This window comes from Pseudomonas sp. NY15364 (genome assembly GCF_048068235.1).
Taxonomy (GTDB): Bacteria; Pseudomonadota; Gammaproteobacteria; order Pseudomonadales; family Pseudomonadaceae; genus Aquipseudomonas; species Aquipseudomonas mendocina_D.
Genome location: NZ_JBLUPX010000001.1, coordinates 451326 through 472551, shown reverse-complemented (window position 1 = coordinate 472551; position 21226 = coordinate 451326). Strand labels below are relative to the sequence as shown.

Sequence of the window (21226 nt, the reverse complement as noted above, 5' to 3'; positions counted from 1 at the left end):
AGGGGAGCCTAAATACGGCAAAAGCCCTGCCGCAGCTGGGCTTTATCGATCCATGCCTCTCAGACGTCTGGCGGGCGACGCAGCACACTGGCTGCCATCGCGGCCAGCAACCCAACGCCCACTAACAGTACAGCCCAGAGTCCCCAGCGCTGCCAATCCTGACCGGAGCCGGCTTGTGGCTCGAGCGCAGAGGCAAACGCCTCGGTCAACTCGGCACGGCCAAGGCTGGCCAGTCGCTCCGCCTGATAACCAGGGATCAGGGTGTGCAGTGGCAAGGCTGCCGCCTGCGCGCTCGAGCTACCCAACGCCAGCCGATAAGGCGGCTCGCCACGGGCGAGAAACACCAGTTGCGTGGCACGCAGCGCGACCTGCAAGCGTGGCGTATCCACACCCAAGCTGCCGCCCCGGGCATCCACCTGCACACGCAGCTGGCGCACCGGCCAACCGGGCAGACTCAACTCATCGTTAACCACTTCACGCCCAGCCTCAGGCAGACGATAGAGCACCCCGCTTGTCAGCTGACGCCAGGCGCCCTGATCGCTGCTGCGCGCCTCGAAACGCAGTGGCGCTAGCGTATTGCTCTGTTGCAGTTCGACCCGCAGTCGCTCCAAAGGCAATGCCAAGGGCAGCTGCCACTGGTACTGCCCCTCAGCGCTGGTCTGCGCCGACATGGGCTCGGACCACACCAGCGGCGCGGCCTGATGAGCCTGCCGTTGACTGCGCAGGGTAACGGCCTGCAGTTGCGGGGCCTGGGCAGGATTGCGCCACAGCAGACGCAGGTACCGGGCACGCTGCCCAGGCAGCTCGACCTGGCGCTGATCGATGCGCTCATCGGCGAAGCTCAGACGCGCCACCTGCCCTTCCCCCCAACTGCGCCAGTGCTGCAGGTCATCACTGGCCTCGATGCTGAAACGCTGGAATCCTTCCTCGGCGCCGCTCCAGTCCAGATTCAGACGCACCAGCGGCGCATCGATGGTACTGGCATCGAGCAACCAACCCCGAAGCTGTTGCTCGCTTTCGACCGGCGCATCGCCGCGCAGCTCGATCAACGTACCAGTGGTGCTGCGCTCGACGCGCAGCGCAGGTATGTCCTGGGTATCGGCGCGGCCTCGCAACGGAAACCAGCGCACGCCATGCTCCTGTTCCTGCTGCACGGTTTCGCTACGCCCCGGAATCAACGCGTAGGCCTGCATCTGGCCGTTGCTGTCGAATACGCGCAGATCGCGCAAATCGCCATGCTCGGCGGCGAGGTGAGCGGCGAAGGGCAGCTCCAGGCGATACCAGGGTCCTTCACCAGCGAGTTGCAGCGCTGCGCCATGCCGATAGTCCTGAGGTTTATCACTGGCCTGGCTGAGCGCACTCAACGATAACCCCAGGAGCAGGCCCCAACGGATGAAGTTCATACGACAGACTCCTGTTCGTTAGCGGCCGACTCTTCGACCTTGCGCGGCGGCAGCGGGGCGAAATAGCCCACCACCAACAGCAGCACACCGACGCCAATGAACGACACGATACGCTCCAGGCCGCCGCGGTTGCCCAGCTCGACGAAGACCAACTTGGCCACCACCAGCGCGATCAGCGCGGCGCCGACCAGCCACAGTTCGCGACGCGCACGCAGGTGGCCAAACAGCATCAGCGCCAGGGCGATCAGGGTCCAGACGATGGACAGGCCGGCCTGCACCAGCATCGAGTCGTAGAGTGCCGCACTGTGCCAGGGCACGCCGCCCCACTGGTGCGCGGTACGCATCACCATCACGGTCAGCAGAGCGAACAACGACAGTCCAGCGACGCCCTGCACCACTTGCTGCGCACGCGCAGGCTGCAGACCGAAGCGCGGTAGCGCATCGCGGGCCCAGACGAACAGCGCGCCCAGGCACAACAGCAGTCCCAGTTCCAGCGGGTTGATCAACGGCAGGTACGGCAGCGGGTCGCTGTCGCCAGCGCTGTTGGCATTGGCCAGCCAGAACCAGGCGAGCATCAATACCGCCAGCGGCGCCGCCGCCCACAGCCGGTACTCACGTTCGAAACTGGCCACCGGCCAGGGCAGGCGACGCGCCTGGGCCATGGCCCACAGATAGGCGGTAGGTATCAACGCCCAGCCCAACCAGCGCCAGGCGTTGTAGTGCTCGGACAGACTCAGCAGCAGATAGCGCAGCTCCAACGCCAGCACGCCAAGCAACAACCAGCACCCGAGCACATGGGCGGCGCTGGCCGCAGTGTTCGGTAGCAGCGCGCTCAAACGCCTCAGCATCAACAGATGCGCGGCGATCACGGCGATCCAACCCAGCCAGCCATAGTTCGCCGCCGGGTGATACAGCGGATGCCAGGCATAGGCCAGAATCAGGCCTGCCACCGGCGCCAGCAGGCTGCACAGCACGGCCAGGTCGCGCCAGCCCGTGCGTAGCGCGAGCAGCATCCAGGCCAGGCTCGACACAGCGGCCAGTACCAGCAGCACGCTGGCCTGCAGCTCAACGCTGACGAAGCGCATCACCTCACTGGCCAAAGCCAGTGCCCACCAGGCCGCGCCCCAGGCCAGCAAGAGCTGCCCCAGACGCTGCAGGCTGACGCCATCGAACCCGGTTTCCCGCCCGCTGCGCGCCAGGCCGTGCAGGCGCCAGGCGCCGATCTGCGCGGCCAGACCGAGTACGGCTGGGGTCCAGAAACCGGTGTGTGCCAGCGGTGACAGGCCCTCGCCACTGATACCCGATAGCAGCAACGGCCCGGCGGCAAGGAAGGCCAGGCCAGCGAATACCTGCAACACCAGGCTGAACAGGAAGGCCGCGCGCTGCTGCAGATAAAGCGCCAGCCAAAGAATCAACAGCCCCGTACCGCCCCACACCGCCGCGGCTGCGACCCAGGGCAGGACGAACAGCACCGCCAGATTGATGAACACCAGGCCCACCAGCATGACCATCGACAAGGCACCGAGCAGCCGGCGGTTCTCGCGAATCTGAGGATCGCGCGCCGCCAGTAGCATGCCGGCGATCAGCCCCAGTCCCACCAACGACGCAGCCAGCAGGCCGAACCAGCCAGCACTGAAGCCACCACGGCCAAACAGTGAGTCCAGCGCCATCTGCCCGAGGAACAGCAGGCCGCCTAACAACTGGATGGCGAAAGCGCTGTAAACGAAACTTGGCGCGGCGATACGCAGGCCGACGAACAAGGTCGCCAGCCCACCCAGCGCCCAGGCGATGGCAGTGCCGGGCGCCTCGAACAGCAGCGGCGCAATCAGGTAGATGAATGCCAGCCCGGCCAGACCCAACCAGGGCAGCAGGCGGTTTTCCCAGGCGCTGGCAGCCTGCGGCACCTGACGCAACTGCCAGTAGCTGAACAGCAATGCCGCACCGAGCATCAGTGCGCCCAGTGGCGAACCATCGAGCAGGCTGTCGTAGCCAAAATCCAGACCGCTGACGAACGCCAACGCCGCACCCACCTGCAACAACAGAGCGAACGCACGCGCCAGCGGTCGCCCCTGCCGCAGCCCCAACCAGAAGATGCCGGCGCCCTCCACGGCCCAAGCCGCCGCCGTCCAACGCGCATCGAGACCGAGCGGAATGGCCAGGCTGGCGAACACCACGCCAAGCGCCAGGCAGGTTTCAACCAGCAGCAGCGCACGGTCGCCAGCGCGCGCCTTGAGCATACGCGCCAGCAGCAGATAGAACAGACCCAGGCCGAGGGCACTGAAAGCGGCGGCGAATTCGATGTGTCGTACCAATGCCACCTGCAGGCCGAAGCCGACCAGAGCCGGGCCGAACAGCGTGGTGGCATCGACGTAATCACCACGGCGCAGCGACCAGCGCAGCAGCTCGTTACGCGCCTCGGGCGCATCCGCCGCGTCACGCAGGGTGCGGCGGGCGAACAACAGGCCGATGGCCACGTACATCAGGAAGAACAGCAGCAGGAACGGCTCGGTGCTCCACAGCAGCTCCGGCGTATAGGAACGCAGGCCCCAGGCGAAACCGATGCCGAAGGTGCCGACGAAGCCGATCAGGTTGAGCAGGCGCCAGGCCTTGAACCAGGCGATGGCAAAGATGCCGGCGTTGAGCAGGGTGAAATAGGAGAACAGCGCGACATGGTTGCCGCTGCCGGTGGATGTGAGAATCGGCGCGGCGAAACCACCGATCGCCGCTGCAGCGGCCAGGCCCAGGGCATTCTGCTGCACGGCGAGAATTGCCGAGAACAGCGTCACTGCCACCAGCAGGCCGAGGGCCATGCCGGGGTCGAGCAATGGATGCAGGCGCATGGCGGCGAACACCGTCAGGTACAGCACGGCGATGCCGGTGCCTTGCAGCACCAGGGCGTAACCGGGATTGCGTCGGCGCAACCACCAGCCCAGGCCGAGCAAGGCCAGGGCACTGGCCGCAACGCCCATGTAGCGCAACTCTACCGGTACCTCGACGCCTTCGGTGGCGTAGCGCAGGAGGAAGGCCAGGCCGAGAAACAGCAGCACCACACCGACTCGCAGCAAGGTGTTGCCGCCGAACAGCCAAGCCTTGGCCGCGGCGATGCCACGCTCGATCAGGTTCGGTTCACGCGGTGCTTGCTCGCGCCAGGGGCTTTGCTGCGCTGCCGGTCGAGGCTCTTGGACGACCTGGGCAGCCAGCGGCACAGGCTCATCGACAGGATGCTTTTCGATTTCTGGCAATGGGTCCAGCGTCCAGTCCAACTCCGGTTCTGGCTGCGGCTCTTCGGCAAAGAGCGGCTCCGGCAGTGGTTCGGGCGCAGCACTGGCAATAGGTTCAGCAGGTACGGGGATCGGGGCAGGCTCACTGCGCTCGCCCTGCTCGACCTTGACCAGGCGTTCGTGAATGGCGCGGGTACCGTGATCGAAGCGCTCGGCGAACTCCTTGAGCTGCGCAGCCAGCTGCGCATTGCGCGTTTCCAGCCCTTGCAGACGCAGCATCTGTCCTAGGCTAAGGCCGATCAGCCCGCCAAGCAGCGCGCCTGTGACCGATTCGCTGACGCCCACGCCGAGCACCAAACCGACCAGCATGAAGATCCATTGCATGCGTTATATCCCAACCCTGAGAAAGAGGTCGCCTCGCGCTCCTGCTGTGCCCGAGACGGGCATCAGTATAAGGAGTCGCACCAACCAACACCCAGAGAGACGACTGCCAAGCCGTTCACAGGCACAACGCAAAGCGATCAGCCGCCAGCCGGTGCTTCACAAATGCTGCGCGCTCGCTATCATCGCCGCCCCGTGACAGCAGCGGCGCAGACCGCACGATAGCCAAACCATGATAAAGCCCCGCCTGATAGCCGCTGCAGAAATCGACCGCCTGGAAACCTGGGCCAAATACACCGCCGACATGTGCCACAGCTGCATGTCCACCTGCTGCACCATGCCGGTTGAGGTGCGCCTGAATGACCTGATCCGCCTGGAGCTGGTGGACGAGTTCGAGCGCAGCGAACCGCCGAAGAACATCGCCAAGCGTCTGCAGAAGGACGGCATCGTCGAGCGCTTCAACCAGAAGTCGGGCATCTTCACCCTGATCCGCATGTCCAACAACGACTGCCTTTTCCTGGATCGCAAGACACGCCTGTGCAGCGTTTACGAAAAACGCCCGGACACTTGCCGTCATCACCCCAAGGTCGGCCCACGGCCAGGGTATTGCGCGTATAAGCCAAAATGACCGTCTACTCATGACGTATCCGTCCACGACCTCGGCTTGACGCTTTCGGCAAACCCCCAGTCGTTTTTGCACCGGGTCGCCCTGCCCCCCAGGGATAAGCTCTCCCCAAAGCGCCGACGACCGACTCGGCGCATCTGTTTAGGGGACAAGCCTGATGAGCCCAGCCGAATTGCACGCCGACAGCATCGTCATCGACGGTCTGATCATCGCCAAGTGGAACCGCGAACTGTTCGAAGACATGCGTAAAGGTGGCCTGACCGCGGCCAACTGCACCGTGTCGGTGTGGGAGGGTTTCCAGGCCACGGTGAACAACATCGTTGCCAGCAATAACCTGATCCGCGAGAACAGCGACCTGGTCATCCCGGTGCGCACCACCGCCGACATCCGTAAAGCCAAGGAACAGGGCAAGACCGGCATCCTTTACGGCTTCCAGAACGCCCACGCGTTCGAAGATCAGATCGGTTACGTCGAGGTGTTCAAGCAGCTCGGCGTGGGCATCGTGCAGCTGTGCTACAACACCCAGAACCTGGTCGGCACCGGCTGCTACGAGCGCGACGGCGGGCTTTCCGGCTTCGGCCGCGAGATCGTCGCCGAGATGAACAGCGTCGGCATCATGTGCGACCTGTCCCACGTCGGTTCCAAGACCAGCGAGGAAGTCATCCTCGAATCGAAGAAGCCGGTCTGCTACTCGCACTGCCTGCCCTCGGGCCTGAAAGAACACCCACGGAACAAGTCCGATGAAGAGCTGAAGTTCATCGCCGACCACGGCGGCTTCGTCGGCGTGACCATGTTCGCGCCGTTCCTGGCCAAGGGCATCGACTCGACCATCGACGACTATGCCGAGGCCATCGAGTACGTGATGAACCTCGTCGGCGAAGACGCCATCGGCATCGGCACCGACTTCACCCAGGGCCACGGCAAGGAATTCTTCGAGTGGCTGACCCACGACAAGGGTTACGCCCGCCGCCTGACCAGCTTCGGCAAGATCGTCAACCCGCTGGGCATCCGCACCGTGGGCGAATTCCCCAACCTCACCGAGACCCTGATCAAACGCGGCATGCCCGAGCGCGTGGTGCGCAAGGTCATGGGCGAGAACTGGGTAAGGGTACTGAAAGACGTCTGGGGCGAGTAAGCCCTTCCACCCCAACCTCTGTAGGAGCGGCTTCAGCCGCGATCTGTCCCGAAGGGACGGCATGCCCTAAAGCTTCGCGGCTAAAGCCGCTCCTACGATTCGAACCCAGGAGTTTGCGTACATGTCCACCCACGCCCCCGAAATGCCCATCGCCGTCGACGACGAAACCGGCGTCTGGACCACCGACGCCCTGCCGATGCTGTACGTGCCGCGGCATTTCTTCGTCAACAACCACATGGGCATCGAGGAAGTGCTCGGCGCCGAGAAATACGCCGAGATTCTCTACAAGGCTGGCTACAAGTCCGCCTGGCACTGGTGCGAGAAAGAAGCCGAGTGCCATGGCATTTCAGGCGCGGCGGTATTCGAGCACTACATGAAGCGCCTGTCGCAGCGCGGCTGGGGCCTGTTCGAAACGCAGAAGCTCGACCTGGAAACCGGCCATGCCGAAGTCAAGCTCAAGCATTCGGCCTTCGTTTACGTGTACGGCAAGGTCAATCGCAAGGTGGATTACATGTTCACCGGCTGGTTCTCCGGCGCCATCGACCAGATTCTGGCCGCCAAGGGCAGCCCGATCCGCACCGTCACCGTGCAGGAATACAGCGGTTCCGAAGAAGGCCATGACGACGGCCTGTTCGTCACCCGGCCACTCTGAGTCACCCATAAGAATTCCGTGGAAAGGCCGGACTGCAGCGGCGACAGCCTCGCCGCTGAAGCGCCTTCCACAACGCTATAGCGCTTACCGTGAGGATGCCGTAATGGCCTTCGAAGCAATGTTCCAGCCGATCCAGATCGGCAAGTTGACCATCCGCAACCGCGTGCTCTCCACTGCGCACGCTGAGGTCTACGCCACCGACGGCGGCATGACCACCGAGCGCTACGTGAAGTACTACGAGGAGAAGGCCAAGGGCGGCATCGGCCTGGCCATTTGTGGCGGCTCCTCGGTAGTGGCCATCGACAGCCCGCAGCAGTGGTGGAGTTCGGTCAACCTGGCCACCGACCGCATCATTCCGCATTTCCAGAATCTTGCCGACGCCATGCACAAGCACGGCGCCAAGATCATGATCCAGATTACCCACATGGGTCGTCGCTCGCGCTGGGACGGTTTCCACTGGCCGACCCTGATGTCGCCGTCCGGCATCCGTGAACCCGTGCACCGCGCCACCTGCAAGACTATCGAGGTCGAGGAAATCTGGCGGGTGATCGGCAACTACGCGCAGGCTGCGCGTCGTGCCAAGGAAGGCGGCCTGGACGGCGTCGAGCTGTCCGCCGTGCACCAGCACATGATCGACCAGTTCTGGTCGCCACGCGTGAACAAGCGTACCGACGAATGGGGCGGCACCTTCGAGGGCCGCATGAAGTTCGGGCTGGAAGTGCTCAAGGCCGTGCGCAAGGAAGTCGGTGACGACTTCTGCGTCGGCATGCGCATCTGCGGCGACGAATTCCACCCGGACGGTCTGTCCCATGAGGACATGAAGCAGATCGCGGCCTACTACGACGCCACCGGCATGATCGACTTCATCGGCGTTGTCGGCTCGGGCTGTGACACCCACAACACCCTGGCCAACGTCATTCCCAACATGAGCTTCCCACCGGAGCCGTTCCTGCACCTGGCGGCCGGCATCAAGGAAGTGGTCAAGGTCCCGGTGCTGCACGCGCAGAACATCAAGGACCCGAACCAGGCCACACGCATTCTCGAAGGCGGCTATGTCGACATGGTCGGCATGACCCGCGCGCACATGGCCGACCCGCACCTGATCGCCAAGATCAAGATGGGCCAGATCGACCAGATCAAACAATGCGTCGGCGCCAACTACTGCATCGACCGCCAGTATCAGGGTCTGGACGTGCTGTGCATCCAGAACGCCGCGACCAGCCGTGAATACATGGGCGTGCCGCACATCATCGAGAAAACCACTGGCGCCAAGCGCAAGGTGGTGATCGTCGGCGGCGGCCCTGCCGGGATGGAGGCCGCGCGCGTCGCTGCCGAACGTGGCCACGACGTGACCCTGTTCGAGAAGCAGGACAGCCTCGGCGGACAGATCAGCATCGCCGCCCGCGCCCCACAACGCGACCAGATCGCAGGCATCACCCGCTGGTATCAGCTGGAAATCGCCCGCCTGGGCGTGGACCTGCGCCTGGGCACGGCGGCCGACGAGGCCACCCTGCTCGACCTGCGTCCGGACATCATCGTGCTGGCCAACGGCGGCCATCCCTTCCTCGAGCAGAACGAGCACTGGGGCGCTGACGAAGGCCTGGTGGTGAGCAGCTGGGATGTGCTCTCGGGCAAAGTGGCTCCGGGCAAGAACGTGCTGGTGTACGACACCATCTGCGAGTTCACCGGCATGTCCGTGGCCGACTACCTGGCCGACAAGGGCGCTCAGGTGGAGATCGTCACTGACGACATCAAGCCGGGCGTGGCCATTGGCGGGACCAGCTTCCCGACCTACTACCGCAGCCTGTATCCGAAAGAAGTGATCATGACCGGCGACCTGATGCTGGAGAAGGTCTACCGCGAGGGCGACAAACTGGTAGCGGTTCTGGAGAACGAATACACCGGCGCCAAGGAAGAGCGCGTGGTCGACCAGGTGGTGGTGGAGAACGGCGTGCGGCCTGACGAGTCGCTGTACTACGCACTCAAGCAGGGCTCGCGCAACAAGGGCCAGATCGATGTCGACGCGCTGTTCGCGATCAAGCCGCAGCCGTGCCTGAGCGAGCCGGGCGATGGTTATCTGCTGTTCCGCATCGGCGACTGCGTGGCCCAGCGCAACACCCACGCGGCGATCTATGACGCCTTGCGCCTGTGCAAGGACTTTTAGCCACGACACGAACGGCCCCCTCTCCTGCTTGCGGGAGAGGGCGGGGGGAGAGGGTCCGTTGGGCGGTGACTTTCGGTCCCTGCTCCCCCTCTCCCTAACCCTCTCCCCGCAGGGGCGAGGGGACTGAACCGTGTTGTTTTCCGGTCCCGCGAAGGAGACCACGAAATGTTGAACACCATCCTCCCCCTCCTGCTCTTCGCCGCCCTGGCCCTCGCGGTCATCGGGGCGGCCAAGCGCTTCTTCATGTGGCGTCGCGGTCGGCCGGCCAAGGTCGACTGGATCGGCGGCCTGCTGAAGATGCCGCGTCGCTACCTGGTGGACCTGCACCACGTGGTCGAGCGCGACAAGTACATGTCCAAAACCCACGTGGCCACCGCTGGCGGCTTCGTCCTGGCAGCGGTGCTAGCCATCCTCGTGCACGGTTTCGGCTTGCATAACCGCATCCTCGGTTTCGCCCTGTTGGCAGCCACGGTGCTGATGTTCACCGGCGCCCTGTTCGTCGCCAAGCGCCGCCTGAATCCGCCCTCGCGCCTGTCGAAAGGCCCGTGGATGCGTCTGCCGAAAAGCCTGCTGATATTCGCCGCCAGCTTCTTTATCGCCACTTTGCCAGTAGCCTGGATTCTGCCCGCCGACTTTGGCGGCTGGGTGCTGGCGGCGATCCTCGCCGTTGGTGTGGCCTGGGGTGTGTCCGAGCTGTTCTTCGGCATGACCTGGGGCGGGCCGATGAAGCACGCCTTCGCTGGCGCCCTGCACCTGGCCTGGCACCGCCGTGCCGAGCGCTTCGGTGGCGGTCGCTCCACCGGCCTGAAAGCCCTCGACCTCGACAACCCGAAAGCGCCGCTGGGCGTGGAAAAGCCCACCGACTTCACCTGGAACCAGCTGCTCGGCTTCGACGCCTGTGTGCAGTGCGGCAAGTGCGAGGCCATGTGCCCGGCCTTCGCCGCCGGCCAGCCGTTGAACCCGAAGAAGCTGATCCAGGACATGGTCATCGGCCTGGCCGGTGGCAATGACGCCAAGTTCGCCGGCTCGCCGTATCCGGGCAAGCCACTCGGTGAACACGGCGGCGGCCCGCACCAGCCAATCGTTTCGCTGCAGGGCAAAGCCCTGGTCGACGCCGACACCCTGTGGTCGTGCACTACCTGCCGCGCCTGCGTCGAGGAATGCCCGATGATGATTGAGCACGTCGACGCCATCGTCGATATGCGCCGCCATCTCACCCTGGAAAAAGGCTCGACGCCGAACAAGGGCGCCGAAGTGCTGGAAAACCTCATCGCCACCGACAACCCCGGCGGCTTTAACCCCGGCGGTCGCCTGAACTGGGCCGCCGACCTGAACCTGCCGCTGGTCGCCGACAAGCAAGAAACCGACGTACTGTTCTGGGTCGGCGACGGCGCCTTCGATATGCGCAATCAGAGAACGCTGAGGGCCTTCGTGAAGATCCTCAAGGCTGCCGACGTCGACTTCGCCGTACTCGGCCTGGAAGAGCGCGACAGCGGCGACGTAGCGCGCCGCCTGGGAGACGAAGCGACCTTCCAGCACCTGGCCAAGCGCAACATCGCCACCCTGACCAAGTACCGCTTCAAGCGCATCGTCAGCTGCGACCCGCACAGCTTCCACGTGCTGAAGAACGAATACGGAGCTCTCGGCGGCAACTATCAGGTTCTACACCACAGCACCTTCATCGAAGAGCTGGTGCGCAAGGGCTCGCTGAATCTCGGTCAGAGCAAGGCCGCCAGCGTCACCTATCACGACCCCTGCTACCTCGGCCGCTACAACGGCGAGTACGAAGCGCCGCGCGCGGTACTCAAGGCCATCGGCATCGAGGTCAAGGAGATGGAACGTTCGGGCTTCCGTTCGCGCTGCTGCGGCGGCGGTGGTGGCGCGCCGATCACCGACATCCCCGGCAAGCAACGTATCCCCGACATGCGCATGGTCGACATCAAGGAAACCGGTGCCGAACTGGTAGCCGTCGGTTGCCCGCAGTGCACCGCGATGCTCGAAGGCGTGGTCGCCCCGCGCCCGGAGATCAAGGACATCGCCGAGCTGGTCGCCGAAGTGCTGATCGAAGCCACCGACGTAGCGGCCAAACGCCCCGCCGCCAAGCGCGAACTGGCGGAGGTGCAATGATGAATGCGACCGACGTAGGGCGGGTGCAACCCGCCAGCATCTGTCCGGCGGGTTACACCCGCCCTACGCACAGCCTGGAGGCCCTGCAATGAGCGACATCATCCGCCGCGACCCACGCGCCGAGTGGATCGCCCGCAACCGCCTGCACCCGCTGCATGCCTCGATGCAGAAGGCCGAAACCAGCTGGATGGGGCCCAATGGCATCATCCGCAAGAACCCGCACGTCATTGCCGCCGGTTTCGTCGGCCCGGCCGGGCTCAAGCGCATCGACCGCAGCGGCGCCCAGCAGGGCACTGCCGGCAAACGCAACAGCGCCAGCGTCGAGGTGCAATTGCCACTGCACGTCGTCGAGCAGCCTGCGTTCCACATCTGCGTGGTACCGGACATGGTCGGTGGTCGTCTGTCCAGCCATGACAAGGATCTGCTAGGCCTGGCCCGCAAGCTGGCCGGCGATAGCGGTGCCGTAGTCGCCGTGATCTTCGGTGAAGACAAGGAAAGCGCTTTCGACACGGCCGGCGTCGACCGTCTGCTGCGTATCGTCGGCGATGCCTTCGATGGCTACGCCCCGGAAGCTCGTGTACTCGCACTGAGCGCCGTGGAGAGCCAACTGGCACCCCGCCACTGGCTGCTGCCCGACAGCCGCACCGGTGGTGGCGAACTGGGCCGCCGCCTGGCCGCCAAGCTTGGCGAGCGCCCGGCGACGCGCGTCTGGCAAGTCACTGGCGAACAGGCTACTGGCCGTGCCGGCAGTGGCCAGCAGGATATCCAGCGCGCCCTGCCACGGCTGATCCTCGCCGCGGCCGAATGCGCCGAGCCGGTCAGCGACACACGCCATGAAGCGCGCAGTCTGGATCTGGGCAAGAAGATCGTTCACAGCCTGCCGCGTATCGAGGATCTCGGCCCGGTGGCCGTGGATCCGGCGCAGATTCCCATGGCCGAAGCCGAGTTCATTCTCTCCGGCGGCAACGGCGTGAAGGACTGGAAGCTGTTCCATCAGGCGGCCATCGCTCTCGGCGCCACCGAAGGCGCCTCGCGCGTGGCGGTCGACGACGGCTTCATGCCGCGCAACCGTCAGGTCGGCGCCACAGGCACCTGGGTCACCGCTCGCGTCTACCTCGCCGTCGGTATTTCCGGCGCCATCCAGCACCTGCAGGGCATCGGCGCCTGCGACAAGGTGGTGGCGGTGAACATGGATCCTGGCTGCGACATGATCAAACGCGCTGACCTTTCGGTGATTGGCGACTCGGCGGCGATTCTTGCCGCACTGATTGAACGCGTCGCTGCCTGGCGTCAGGAAGGAAAACGTGATGCGGCCTAATCCTCACAAATATCCCCTCGTGGGAGGGGCTTCAGCCGCGACAGAATGCGTGCATGGCCAGATCGCGGCTAATGCCGCTACCACGGTTCGAGGTTGGCACCATGACTGATCTGAATATCGTCGCCCTGGTCTCGGTCGGCGCTCACCCGACCTCCGCTCGCCCACGGCGTGCCGAGCAGGACGCCCGCGCGGTGGAGCTCGGCCTGCGTCTGGCCGGACAGAATCTGCAGCTGTTGCACGCTGGCGATCCCCAGGCCGAAGCCCTGCGCGGCTACCTGGGCATGGGATTGGAACAGCTCGACGTGCTGGAGCAGCCCGAAGGCGCCGACGCCTTGCCGCTGCTGGTCGACTACCTGCAAGGCAGCCGCACGCAGCTCGTGCTCACCGGCAGCCAGGCGGAAACCGGCGAAGGCTCGGGCATGCTGCCGTTCCTGCTCGCCGAGCGGCTGGGCTGGCCGATGGTCGTTGGCCTGGCCGAAGTGGAGAAGGTCGAGAACGGCGTAGCCCAGGTGCTGCAAGCACTGCCGCGTGGCCAGCGGCGTCGCCTCAAGGTGCGCTTGCCGTGCGTGGCCAGCGTGGACAACGCCGCACCCGTCGCTCGCCAGAGCGCCTTTGGCCCGGCACGACGCGGACAGATCGAAGCACATGAAGTGACGGTGGTGGATGACACGCTGCTGGCCGAGGCTAGCCTGCAGCCGGCCAAGCCGCGGCCCAAGCGTCTCAAGGTGATCAAGGCCAAGACCGGCGCGGAACGGATGAAGGCAGCCACGGCCAAAGCCAGTGGTGGCGGCGGCCAGATCCTCAAGGATGTCTCGCCACAGGAAGGAGCAGAGGCTATCTTCAAGCTGTTGATCGAAGAGGGCGTCCTGCGTTGACGCCCCAAGCCAAGGAGCCACGACCATGATGCATGCCGATCTGATCGACCAGGAAGACTTCCGTGAACGCCTGATCGCGTTGGGCCTGAGCATTCCAGCAGGCGTCACGCCCGAGCAGGCTTGCGAGCTGGCCGTCAGCGGCCTCAGCGCCGAACGCGCCGTGGCCTTGCGTCATCTGGTGGAGGAGTTGCTCGGCGGCAGCGCCACACTGCTGCCCAACGTGCGCGAAGCCATCAGCAAGCACCTACTGCCAGCGCTGGTGCCCAAGCCGGCTTGATATTCCTCGGTGCACACCGCGCGCCCCTAAGGACGGACACCCTACAGCAACGACACAATGAAAACGGGGCACCACTGGCGCCCCGCTTTCATTGCAGCTCGACCTAAATACGTACGCTGGCGAAAGTCGACTCGCCCTGGGCACGGTTGAGCGCCAACATGGCACCGGAATGAGCTTGCTGCTCAGGGATCGGCAACAACACCACCAGGTTGTTACCTTGCTGCCCGGCACGCTCGTCGCGTGGCGGAATACCGAAGTACTCGCGGTAGCACTTGGAGAAATGCGGGGTGGAGACGAAACCGCAAACCGAGGCCACTTCGATGATCGACATGCTGGTCTGCTTGAGCAGCTGGCGCGCACGGATCAGGCGCAGCTTGAGGTAATAACGCGACGGCGAGCAGTGCAGATACTTCTGGAACAGGCGCTCGAGTTGACGACGGGAGATGTCGACGAAGCAGGCCAGCTCGTCGAGATCGATCGGCTCCTCAAGATTCGCCTCCATCAGCGCAACGATTTCCTGCAACTTCGGCTGGTTGCTGCCGAGCATGTGCTTGAGCGGTACGCGCTGGTGATCCTGCTCGTTACGGATACGTTCGTAGATGAACATTTCGGAGATGCCGGCTGCCAGCTCGCGGCCATGCTGCTGGCCGATCAGGTGCAGCATCATATCCATCGGCGCGGTACCGCCAGAGGAGGTGTGGCGATTGCGGTCGATGGAAAACAGGCGAGTGGTGATGGCCGCACGCGGGAAGGCTTCCTGCATCGAGGCCAGGCACTCCCAATGCACGCTGCAATCGTAGCCGTCGAGCAGGCCAGCCTTGGCCAGCGCCCAACTGCCGGTGCACACCGCACCGAGCAGGCGCCCCTGGCGTGCCTGCAGTTGCAGCCAGCTGACATGTTCACGTTTGACGCTGTGTTGAATATCCACGCCACCACAGACGATCACCGCATCCAGCGCCGGCGCACTTTGCATGGCCGCGTCCGGGGTGATCTGCAAGCCATCGCTGGCGCAGACCGGCAGGCCATCATGAGTCAGGGTATGCCAGCGAAACAGTTCCTTGCCGGAAAGCTGGTTGGCCATGCGCAGGGGCTCTACCGCCGAAGCGAGAGAAATCAGGGTGAAGTTGTCCAGAAGCAGGAAGCCGATGGACTGGGCGACACGGTTCTGGGGATGCGCCCCTTGGCTGAACTGCGACATGGATGGAACCCTCTCACGCTAAGCACGGTGTGAGCCCAATTGAAGTGGGCCTCTGTTTTATCTTGGCCAGGTCTGAAAACCCGATGGCTATGCATCTCTACGCAAAGGTCATGCCTAAGTTGATCGAGCGTTCAATAAAAACAGAGCCTTCCATGCGTGGCGCGCCAGACGGGCTTCTTGACGCGAACCCAAGAGCTTGCGAAACGCTCTCAAAGCCTCTTGCCGCAAGGCTTTGAGCATTTCGGTAGCACGGATTGAGTGGCCTGCTACGGCTGCCCTGATTACCAGTAACGGACGGACGGTAACAGCAGCGACCTCTCGGTCACGACCGATAAAGTCGATGCCCGCACGCGTCGCACCAAAATCTCGCGAAGCGGCGGCCTAGCCGGAATCACTGCACCAGCACAGGTCAACGCTCACCAAAGTGCCAGCCGCCAGACCTGATATCGACAAGCGACCTGACGAATCCGCAACAGGTTCGCGATGATCCAACTTTCGCCATCACGTCCAGATTTCCAACCGACTCGTACATATTCAATCGCGCCGCAGCGAGCAGCCGTATCAAGGTCTTTTCTCGGCATGCCAGCGTCGCTTCTCGCCCAGAGGGCGGCCCACCTCTTGCTGTGAAATAGCCAATCGTCCGCTCCAGGAATCTTCCAGCGGCTTCAGCCGCCCGAACAGAGGCACACCCCATGAACAGATTTGCTCGCTGGCTGCTCGTGATCGCCCTCACCTCCTCCACCACCTTGTACGCCGCAGAATCCGAGCGCTGCGAGCTGGTACGCCTCAGCGATGTAGGCTGGACCGACATCACCATGACCACCGCCGTGGCTCGCCTGATACTGGGCGAGATCGGCTATCGCTCGCAGATCCGCCGCATGTCACTGCCCGATACCTATCGTGGATTGTCCGAAGGCCAGCTGGACGTGTTCCTTGGCAACTGGATGCCGGCACAGAGCGAGCAGGTACAGCCGCACCTGGACAGCGGCAAGATCGAAAAACTGCACACCAACCTGCCCACGGTGCGCTACACCCTGGCAGTGCTGGCACCAGGTTATGACGCGGGGCTCAAGGACTTCGCCGACATCCATCGTTTCAAGGACGAGCTCAGCGGGCAGATCTTCGGCATCGAGCCCGGCAACGAAGGCAACGAGATGGTCAAAGGCATGATCCGCAACAACGTATTCGGCTTGCAGGGATTCACCCTGGTGGAATCCAGCGAAAGCGGCATGCTCAGCCACGTCGAACGCGCTCAGCGCCTGGGCAAATGGGCAGTTTTTCTGGGCTGGGAACCGCACCCGATGAACGCGCGTCTGAAGATGGGCTATCTGGCCGGTGGCGATGATTATTTCGGCCCCAATTACGGTGCAGCGCAGGTCAACACGGTGGCACGCGGCGGCTTCAGCCAGCAGTGTCCCAATCTGGCCAAGCTGTTTCGCAACATGACCTTCACCATCGCCGCAGAAAACCATTTGATGAGCGCCGTGCTGGAAGGCAATACCAATCGCCGCCGCGTGGCCAAGCAGTGGATCGAAGACAACCCGCAGATGGTTGCGTCCTGGCTGGAAGGTGTGACTCGCTATCAAGGCGGTCCCATCAGCAAGGTATTCGACGTATCGCTAGCAAAAATGACTGATAAATTCGACGAAATAGCCGAGAAAAATCAATAAAAATGGCAGAAAGCAGAGACCGCCACATGGCTCGAAAGGGTTTTCCCTTGTCGTGTCGAGAATCACGGCCAGGCTCGCAAGCCTGGCCAGCCATGACCGACCGGTCACATTGCGCCACCTTTGGATTTTTCAGCGCTTTTCGGCACGCCTCCACCTCTGGCTGTAAGTTTTTTTCAACATCGCCACAGCCCCCGCGCTACGCCGCCCGCGCCTCGCTTAAAGGACTGAAAACCAGCACCGGTGCGGCTTTCAGCCTTGGCCAAGGGACGAAAAAGTCTGTTAAGGTTTTTAAAGCACGTTCTCGAAAGCGCTTCTCGATGCTCACATCGAGCGCTATTCAAAACGGCATCACGCAGTGCTTTCAGGAGCCCGAAAAACGGCGAAAACATGGAAAAATACGGGGTGTGACGGGCCATGTCGTCGCCCAACACGTCAGGGTCGCAAACCGATAATTGCGCAGACCCCAAGACTATATCGTTGAGTCAGCCGATGACGTCGCTGCCGCCTCCCGAGGGGACCGGCAGACTGGGGCCCACCGCCCCGGACCGAAGAACAGATAAGCGCTGGCCCACCATCGATAGGGCGCCAGCCCAACAAGAAATTTCGGATGTACGCATGCGCCAGGACGACGCATGAAACCCCAAAGGAATGGGCTTCGAAACACTGCCAGAGGGTTTGGAAAGCGGTTTGCAGCACGGCAAGACAGTGGTCACTCATCAACAGGTTGCAACGACGCAGTGGGCAGTTTCTGCCACCAGCCGCGTCCGCTGCAGCGTGCCCGAGCGCCACATCCGACGCCCGCAGCGAAGCGCTCGCCAGCCCCGAAACCCAGCAAACACCCAAACAGGCATCAGAAGCCTGACACCGCTGTTCTACGCTTCGACGATGCGTACCCAGCCGTGCCAGCGCGAACTGGATGCCGATTGAAGGGGAAACGTCCCATGCAGTCTGGAAAGATCGTGGTCGAACACCTGTACAAGGTTTTCGGCCCTAACCCACAAGAAGCCATCGACCTGCTCAAGGAAGGCTGGAGCAAGGAGAGGATTCTGGCCGAGAAAGGCGCCGTGATCGGCGTCAGCGATGTGTCGTTCAGTGTCGAAGAGGGCGAAATCTTCGTGCTCATGGGCCTGTCCGGTTCTGGCAAATCCACCCTGATCCGTCTGATCAACCGCCTGGTCGAGCCCAGCGGCGGTGACGTCTACATCGATGGCCAGAACGTGGCCAAGCTGCCGCAGTCGCAACTGATCGACCTGCGCCGCCGCGACATGAGCATGGTCTTCCAGTCCTTCGCCCTGATGCCTTCGCGCAGCGTGCTGGACAACGCCGCATTCGGCCTGGAAGTGGCCGGCACCGGCCGCAAGGAGCGCGAGAAGCGCGCCATGGAAGTGCTCAAGCAGGTCGGCCTGGACACCTTCGCCCACAAGTACCCGCACGAACTCTCCGGCGGCATGCAGCAACGCGTCGGCCTGGCCCGTGCGCTGACGGTCAACCCATCGATGATCATCATGGACGAGGCCTTCTCCGCCCTCGACCCGCTCAAACGCCGCGAGATGCAGGACGTGTTGCTGGAGCTGCAGAAGACCCATCGCCGTACCATCATCTTCGTCTCCCACGACATCGAAGAGGCCATGCGCATCGGTACCCGCATCGGCATCATGGAAGGCGGCAAGCTGATCCAGGTCGGCACCCCGCAGGAACTGATCGAAAAGCCAGCCAACGAGTACGTGCGCAACTTCTTCGACACCGTCGACACCAGCCGTTACCTCACCGCCGGCCAGCTCAAGGCCGACAGCGTGCCGACCTACGTCTACAACGGCAGCGCGCCGGACGCGGCGAAGATCTGCAAGGAGCTGCAGGCGCTGGACAAGCACTACGCCTTCATCGTCGACGAACAGAACAACTTCCAGGGTTCCATCAGCCTGGAGAAGATCGCCCTGATGGTCGACGGCGACGAACCCCGACCACTCGAAGCGGATGCGCTCAAGCAGGTCGTGCCGGTGCCCGAAGACATGCCGCTGGAAGATGTGATCACCCGTCTGGTGGACAACGAAGGTCCGATCCCGGTGGTGGACGCCGACGGCCATTACTGCGGCGCCATCAGCAAGGGCCGTCTGCTGACCCGACTGCAGGGGGAATCCAATGAGTGACAAGAAACTCGACCTGGGTAGCTGGGTCAACGACGTCGTCCAGCACCTGCTGGACAACTACAGCGGTGCATTCGACAGCATTGGCAGCGTGGTCGCCGGCTTCTCCGAGGCCATCGAGAAGGTGCTGATGCTGCCGCCAGCCTGGCTGCTAATCGCCATCTTCGTCGCTCTCGGCCTGTGGCGCATCGGCGCACGCTTCGCGATCTTCACCGCCGTGGCCTTCATCCTGATCGTCATGACCGGTTTCTGGGATCAGACCGTGGTCACCCTCGGCCTGACCTTCTCTGCCACCCTGATTAGCCTGCTGCTGGGTATCCCACTGGGCATCTGGGCTGCCAAGAGCGAGCGCGTGGCGACCATCATCCGGCCAATTCTCGACTTCATGCAGACCATGCCGGCGTTCGTCTACCTGATCCCGGCTGCCATGCTCTTCGGCCTCGGTCGCGTGCCAGGCATCATCGCCACGGTGATCTTCGCCATGCCGCCAGCCGTGCGTCTGACCAGCCTGGGTATCCGCCAGGTGAACAAGGAAATCGTCGAGGCCGGTCAATCCTTCGGCTGCACCAGCCGCCAGTTGCTGTTCAAGGTGCAACTGCCCAATGCCATGCCGTCGATCATGGCCGGGGTCAACCAGACCATCATGATGGCCCTGTCGATGGTGATCATCGCCTCGATGGTCGGCGCCGGTGGCCTGGGTAACGATGTACTGGCGAGTATCCAGCGCCTGGACATCGGGCTAGGCTTCGAAAGCGGCATGGCCGTGGTGCTGCTGGCGATCATCCTCGACCGCATCACCGAAAGCTTCGGCACGCCGCAGACCGCCAAACGCGGCCTATTCGCCTGGTTCAGTGGCAAGCTGCAGCGCCAGTCCAGCTAATCCGTTTTTTCACTTCACAGGGAACCGCAGATGAAAACGATCAAGACCACCGCCGTCATCGGCCTGTTGTCCTGCGCACTGATGCAGGGCGCCATGGCCGCTGAACCGGCCAGCTGCAAGCAGGTACGCTTTGCCGAAATTGGCTGGGCCGACATCGCCGCCACCACCGGTGTGGCCATGACCCTGGCCGAAGGTCTGGGCTATCAGCCACGCAAGATCATGGCCTCGGTGCCTATCGCCTTCACTGGCGTGAAGAGCGGCCAGGTCGATGTCTTCCTCGGCTACTGGGCGCCGTCAATGGACTCGGTGATCGAGCCCTTCCTAAAGGATGACGGCGTCAAGGTGCTGCCCAAGGCCAACCTCGAAGGCGCCAAGTACACCCTCGCCGTGCCGACCTACGCAGCCGAGGCTGGCCTGAAGAGCTTCCAGGACATCGCCAAGTTCAAGGACCAACTGGGCGGCAAGATCTACGGCATCGAGCCGGGTAACGACGGCAACCTGCTGATCGACGGCATGATCAAGAACAATCAATTCGACCTCGGCGACTTCCGCATGGTCGAGTCCAGCGAAGCCGGGATGCTGGTGCAAGTATCGCGCGCCATCAAGAAGAAAGAGCCAGTGGTCTTCCTCGGCTGGGCGCCGCACCCGATGAACACTCAGCACGACATCACCTACCTGTCCGGCGGTGACGACGTGTTCGGCCCCGACTACGGTGCAGCCAAGGTCTACACCGTGGTAACTCCGGATTACGAAGCGCGCTGCGAGAACGTTGGCAAACTGCTGAACAACCTGCAGTTCACCGTCGATATCGAAAGCCAACTGATGGAAAAGGTGCTGGAGAAGGAAAACCCGCAGACCGTCGCCAAAGAGTGGATCAAGGCCAACCCGGCGATCCTCGACCAATGGCTGAACGGCGTGACCACCTTTGACGGTCAGGACGGCGTTGCCGCCGTGAAGAAACACGTCGGGCTGTAACAAGCCACGACCCGATTCGGGCTCGAACCTCAGGGGTCGAGCCCGAAAATCTCCTCGTAAACCACTAGCGGCTGATTTCCGGCCGTGACGGGGAGATTTTGCCCGCGAAACCGCTATCTGCTGCGCAACACGGATTCGCAAGGCCCGCAATGAGAACGAGCCAGTCAACGATTTTGCAACT

General features: G+C 63.3%; 15 protein-coding genes. 12 read left to right on the top strand and 3 right to left on the bottom strand.

Features of this window, described 5'->3' with window-relative positions; genetic code table 11:
- Positions 1–59: 59 nt before the first annotated feature.
- On the bottom strand, positions 60–1403 hold the full coding sequence (locus tag ACNFCJ_RS02190; protein ID WP_416769534.1) for a DUF3999 domain-containing protein: 1344 nt from the start codon (positions 1401–1403) through the stop codon (positions 60–62).
- The gene (locus ACNFCJ_RS02185; RefSeq protein ID WP_416769532.1) at positions 1400–5008 is read right to left on the bottom strand and encodes a DUF2339 domain-containing protein; all 3609 of its coding nucleotides are present in this window, start codon (positions 5006–5008) and stop codon (positions 1400–1402) included. Before ACNFCJ_RS02185 ends, ACNFCJ_RS02190 begins: the two co-directional genes overlap by 4 nt.
- A gap of 229 nt (positions 5009–5237) precedes the next feature.
- Between ACNFCJ_RS02185 and ACNFCJ_RS02180 the strand changes: the two genes are divergently transcribed.
- From ACNFCJ_RS02180 to ACNFCJ_RS02145, 8 genes are all read left to right on the top strand, one after another.
- Positions 5238–5633, top strand: a complete 396-nt coding sequence (locus ACNFCJ_RS02180; protein WP_037004502.1) for a YkgJ family cysteine cluster protein — start codon at positions 5238–5240, stop codon at positions 5631–5633.
- Positions 5634–5787: 154 nt separating this feature from the next.
- Positions 5788–6765, top strand: a complete 978-nt coding sequence (locus ACNFCJ_RS02175; protein WP_416769529.1) for a dipeptidase — start codon at positions 5788–5790, stop codon at positions 6763–6765.
- 121 nt (positions 6766–6886) lie between these two features.
- A complete protein-coding gene (locus ACNFCJ_RS02170; RefSeq protein WP_296233113.1) occupies positions 6887–7417 on the top strand; it encodes a DUF5943 domain-containing protein in 531 nt (176 codons plus the stop codon).
- A gap of 103 nt (positions 7418–7520) precedes the next feature.
- Entirely contained in the window at positions 7521–9581 is a 2061-nt protein-coding gene (gene dgcA, locus ACNFCJ_RS02165) for a dimethylglycine demethylation protein DgcA (protein WP_416769527.1), read from the top strand.
- Between the two features lie 165 nt (positions 9582–9746).
- Positions 9747–11708, top strand: coding sequence for a dimethylglycine demethylation protein DgcB (gene dgcB / locus ACNFCJ_RS02160; RefSeq protein ID WP_416769525.1), 1962 nt, complete (start codon positions 9747–9749; stop codon positions 11706–11708).
- Between the two features lie 88 nt (positions 11709–11796).
- Positions 11797–13026 carry an electron transfer flavoprotein subunit alpha/FixB family protein gene (locus ACNFCJ_RS02155; protein WP_416769523.1) on the top strand — a complete coding sequence of 410 codons (1230 nt, stop codon included), beginning with the start codon at positions 11797–11799 and terminating at the stop codon, positions 13024–13026.
- 101 nt (positions 13027–13127) lie between these two features.
- Positions 13128–13901, top strand: a complete 774-nt coding sequence (locus tag ACNFCJ_RS02150; RefSeq protein ID WP_099522837.1) for an electron transfer flavoprotein subunit beta — start codon at positions 13128–13130, stop codon at positions 13899–13901.
- Positions 13902–13926: 25 nt separating this feature from the next.
- A complete protein-coding gene (locus tag ACNFCJ_RS02145) occupies positions 13927–14178 on the top strand; it encodes a hypothetical protein (RefSeq protein ID WP_099522838.1) in 252 nt (83 codons plus the stop codon).
- A gap of 103 nt (positions 14179–14281) precedes the next feature.
- Here the strand turns inward: ACNFCJ_RS02145 and ACNFCJ_RS02140 are convergent, their stop codons facing one another.
- A complete protein-coding gene (locus tag ACNFCJ_RS02140) occupies positions 14282–15376 on the bottom strand; it encodes a GlxA family transcriptional regulator (RefSeq protein WP_099522839.1) in 1095 nt (364 codons plus the stop codon).
- Between the two features lie 692 nt (positions 15377–16068).
- On the opposite strand from ACNFCJ_RS02140, the gene ACNFCJ_RS02135 reads away from it, so the two are divergent.
- The 4 genes from ACNFCJ_RS02135 to ACNFCJ_RS02120 all read left to right on the top strand — a co-directional run bounded on the left by ACNFCJ_RS02135 (position 16069) and on the right by ACNFCJ_RS02120 (position 21045).
- On the top strand, positions 16069–17046 hold the full coding sequence (locus ACNFCJ_RS02135; protein WP_416769520.1) for an ABC transporter substrate-binding protein: 978 nt from the start codon (positions 16069–16071) through the stop codon (positions 17044–17046).
- 941 nt (positions 17047–17987) lie between these two features.
- A complete protein-coding gene (locus tag ACNFCJ_RS02130; RefSeq protein ID WP_099522841.1) occupies positions 17988–19193 on the top strand; it encodes a quaternary amine ABC transporter ATP-binding protein in 1206 nt (401 codons plus the stop codon).
- Positions 19186–20070: an ABC transporter permease gene (locus ACNFCJ_RS02125; RefSeq protein WP_099522842.1), complete on the top strand. Its 885-nt coding sequence runs from the start codon at positions 19186–19188 to the stop codon at positions 20068–20070. Before ACNFCJ_RS02130 ends, ACNFCJ_RS02125 begins: the two co-directional genes overlap by 8 nt.
- A 30-nt stretch (positions 20071–20100) precedes the next feature.
- On the top strand, positions 20101–21045 hold the full coding sequence (locus ACNFCJ_RS02120; RefSeq protein WP_179575306.1) for a choline ABC transporter substrate-binding protein: 945 nt from the start codon (positions 20101–20103) through the stop codon (positions 21043–21045).
- The last annotated feature ends 181 nt before the right edge of the window (positions 21046–21226 follow it).

What these genes read in the sequence shown, in the direction of transcription:
- ACNFCJ_RS02140 (WP_099522839.1), bottom strand. Translation starts at nt 15,376, where the DNA reads ATGTCGCAGTTCAGCCAAGGGGCGCATCCCCAGAACCGTGTCGCCCAG.
- dgcA (WP_416769527.1), top strand. Translation starts at nt 7,521, where the DNA reads ATGGCCTTCGAAGCAATGTTCCAGCCGATCCAGATCGGCAAGTTGACC.
- ACNFCJ_RS02130 (WP_099522841.1), top strand. Translation starts at nt 17,988, where the DNA reads ATGCAGTCTGGAAAGATCGTGGTCGAACACCTGTACAAGGTTTTCGGC.
- ACNFCJ_RS02175 (WP_416769529.1), top strand. Translation starts at nt 5,788, where the DNA reads ATGAGCCCAGCCGAATTGCACGCCGACAGCATCGTCATCGACGGTCTG.
- ACNFCJ_RS02150 (WP_099522837.1), top strand. Translation starts at nt 13,128, where the DNA reads ATGACTGATCTGAATATCGTCGCCCTGGTCTCGGTCGGCGCTCACCCG.
- ACNFCJ_RS02185 (WP_416769532.1), bottom strand. Translation starts at nt 5,008, where the DNA reads ATGCAATGGATCTTCATGCTGGTCGGTTTGGTGCTCGGCGTGGGCGTC.
- ACNFCJ_RS02170 (WP_296233113.1), top strand. Translation starts at nt 6,887, where the DNA reads ATGTCCACCCACGCCCCCGAAATGCCCATCGCCGTCGACGACGAAACC.
- ACNFCJ_RS02145 (WP_099522838.1), top strand. Translation starts at nt 13,927, where the DNA reads ATGATGCATGCCGATCTGATCGACCAGGAAGACTTCCGTGAACGCCTG.
- ACNFCJ_RS02155 (WP_416769523.1), top strand. Translation starts at nt 11,797, where the DNA reads ATGAGCGACATCATCCGCCGCGACCCACGCGCCGAGTGGATCGCCCGC.
- dgcB (WP_416769525.1), top strand. Translation starts at nt 9,747, where the DNA reads ATGTTGAACACCATCCTCCCCCTCCTGCTCTTCGCCGCCCTGGCCCTC.
- ACNFCJ_RS02190 (WP_416769534.1), bottom strand. Translation starts at nt 1,403, where the DNA reads ATGAACTTCATCCGTTGGGGCCTGCTCCTGGGGTTATCGTTGAGTGCG.
- ACNFCJ_RS02125 (WP_099522842.1), top strand. Translation starts at nt 19,186, where the DNA reads ATGAGTGACAAGAAACTCGACCTGGGTAGCTGGGTCAACGACGTCGTC.
- ACNFCJ_RS02180 (WP_037004502.1), top strand. Translation starts at nt 5,238, where the DNA reads ATGATAAAGCCCCGCCTGATAGCCGCTGCAGAAATCGACCGCCTGGAA.
- ACNFCJ_RS02120 (WP_179575306.1), top strand. Translation starts at nt 20,101, where the DNA reads ATGAAAACGATCAAGACCACCGCCGTCATCGGCCTGTTGTCCTGCGCA.
- ACNFCJ_RS02135 (WP_416769520.1), top strand. Translation starts at nt 16,069, where the DNA reads ATGAACAGATTTGCTCGCTGGCTGCTCGTGATCGCCCTCACCTCCTCC.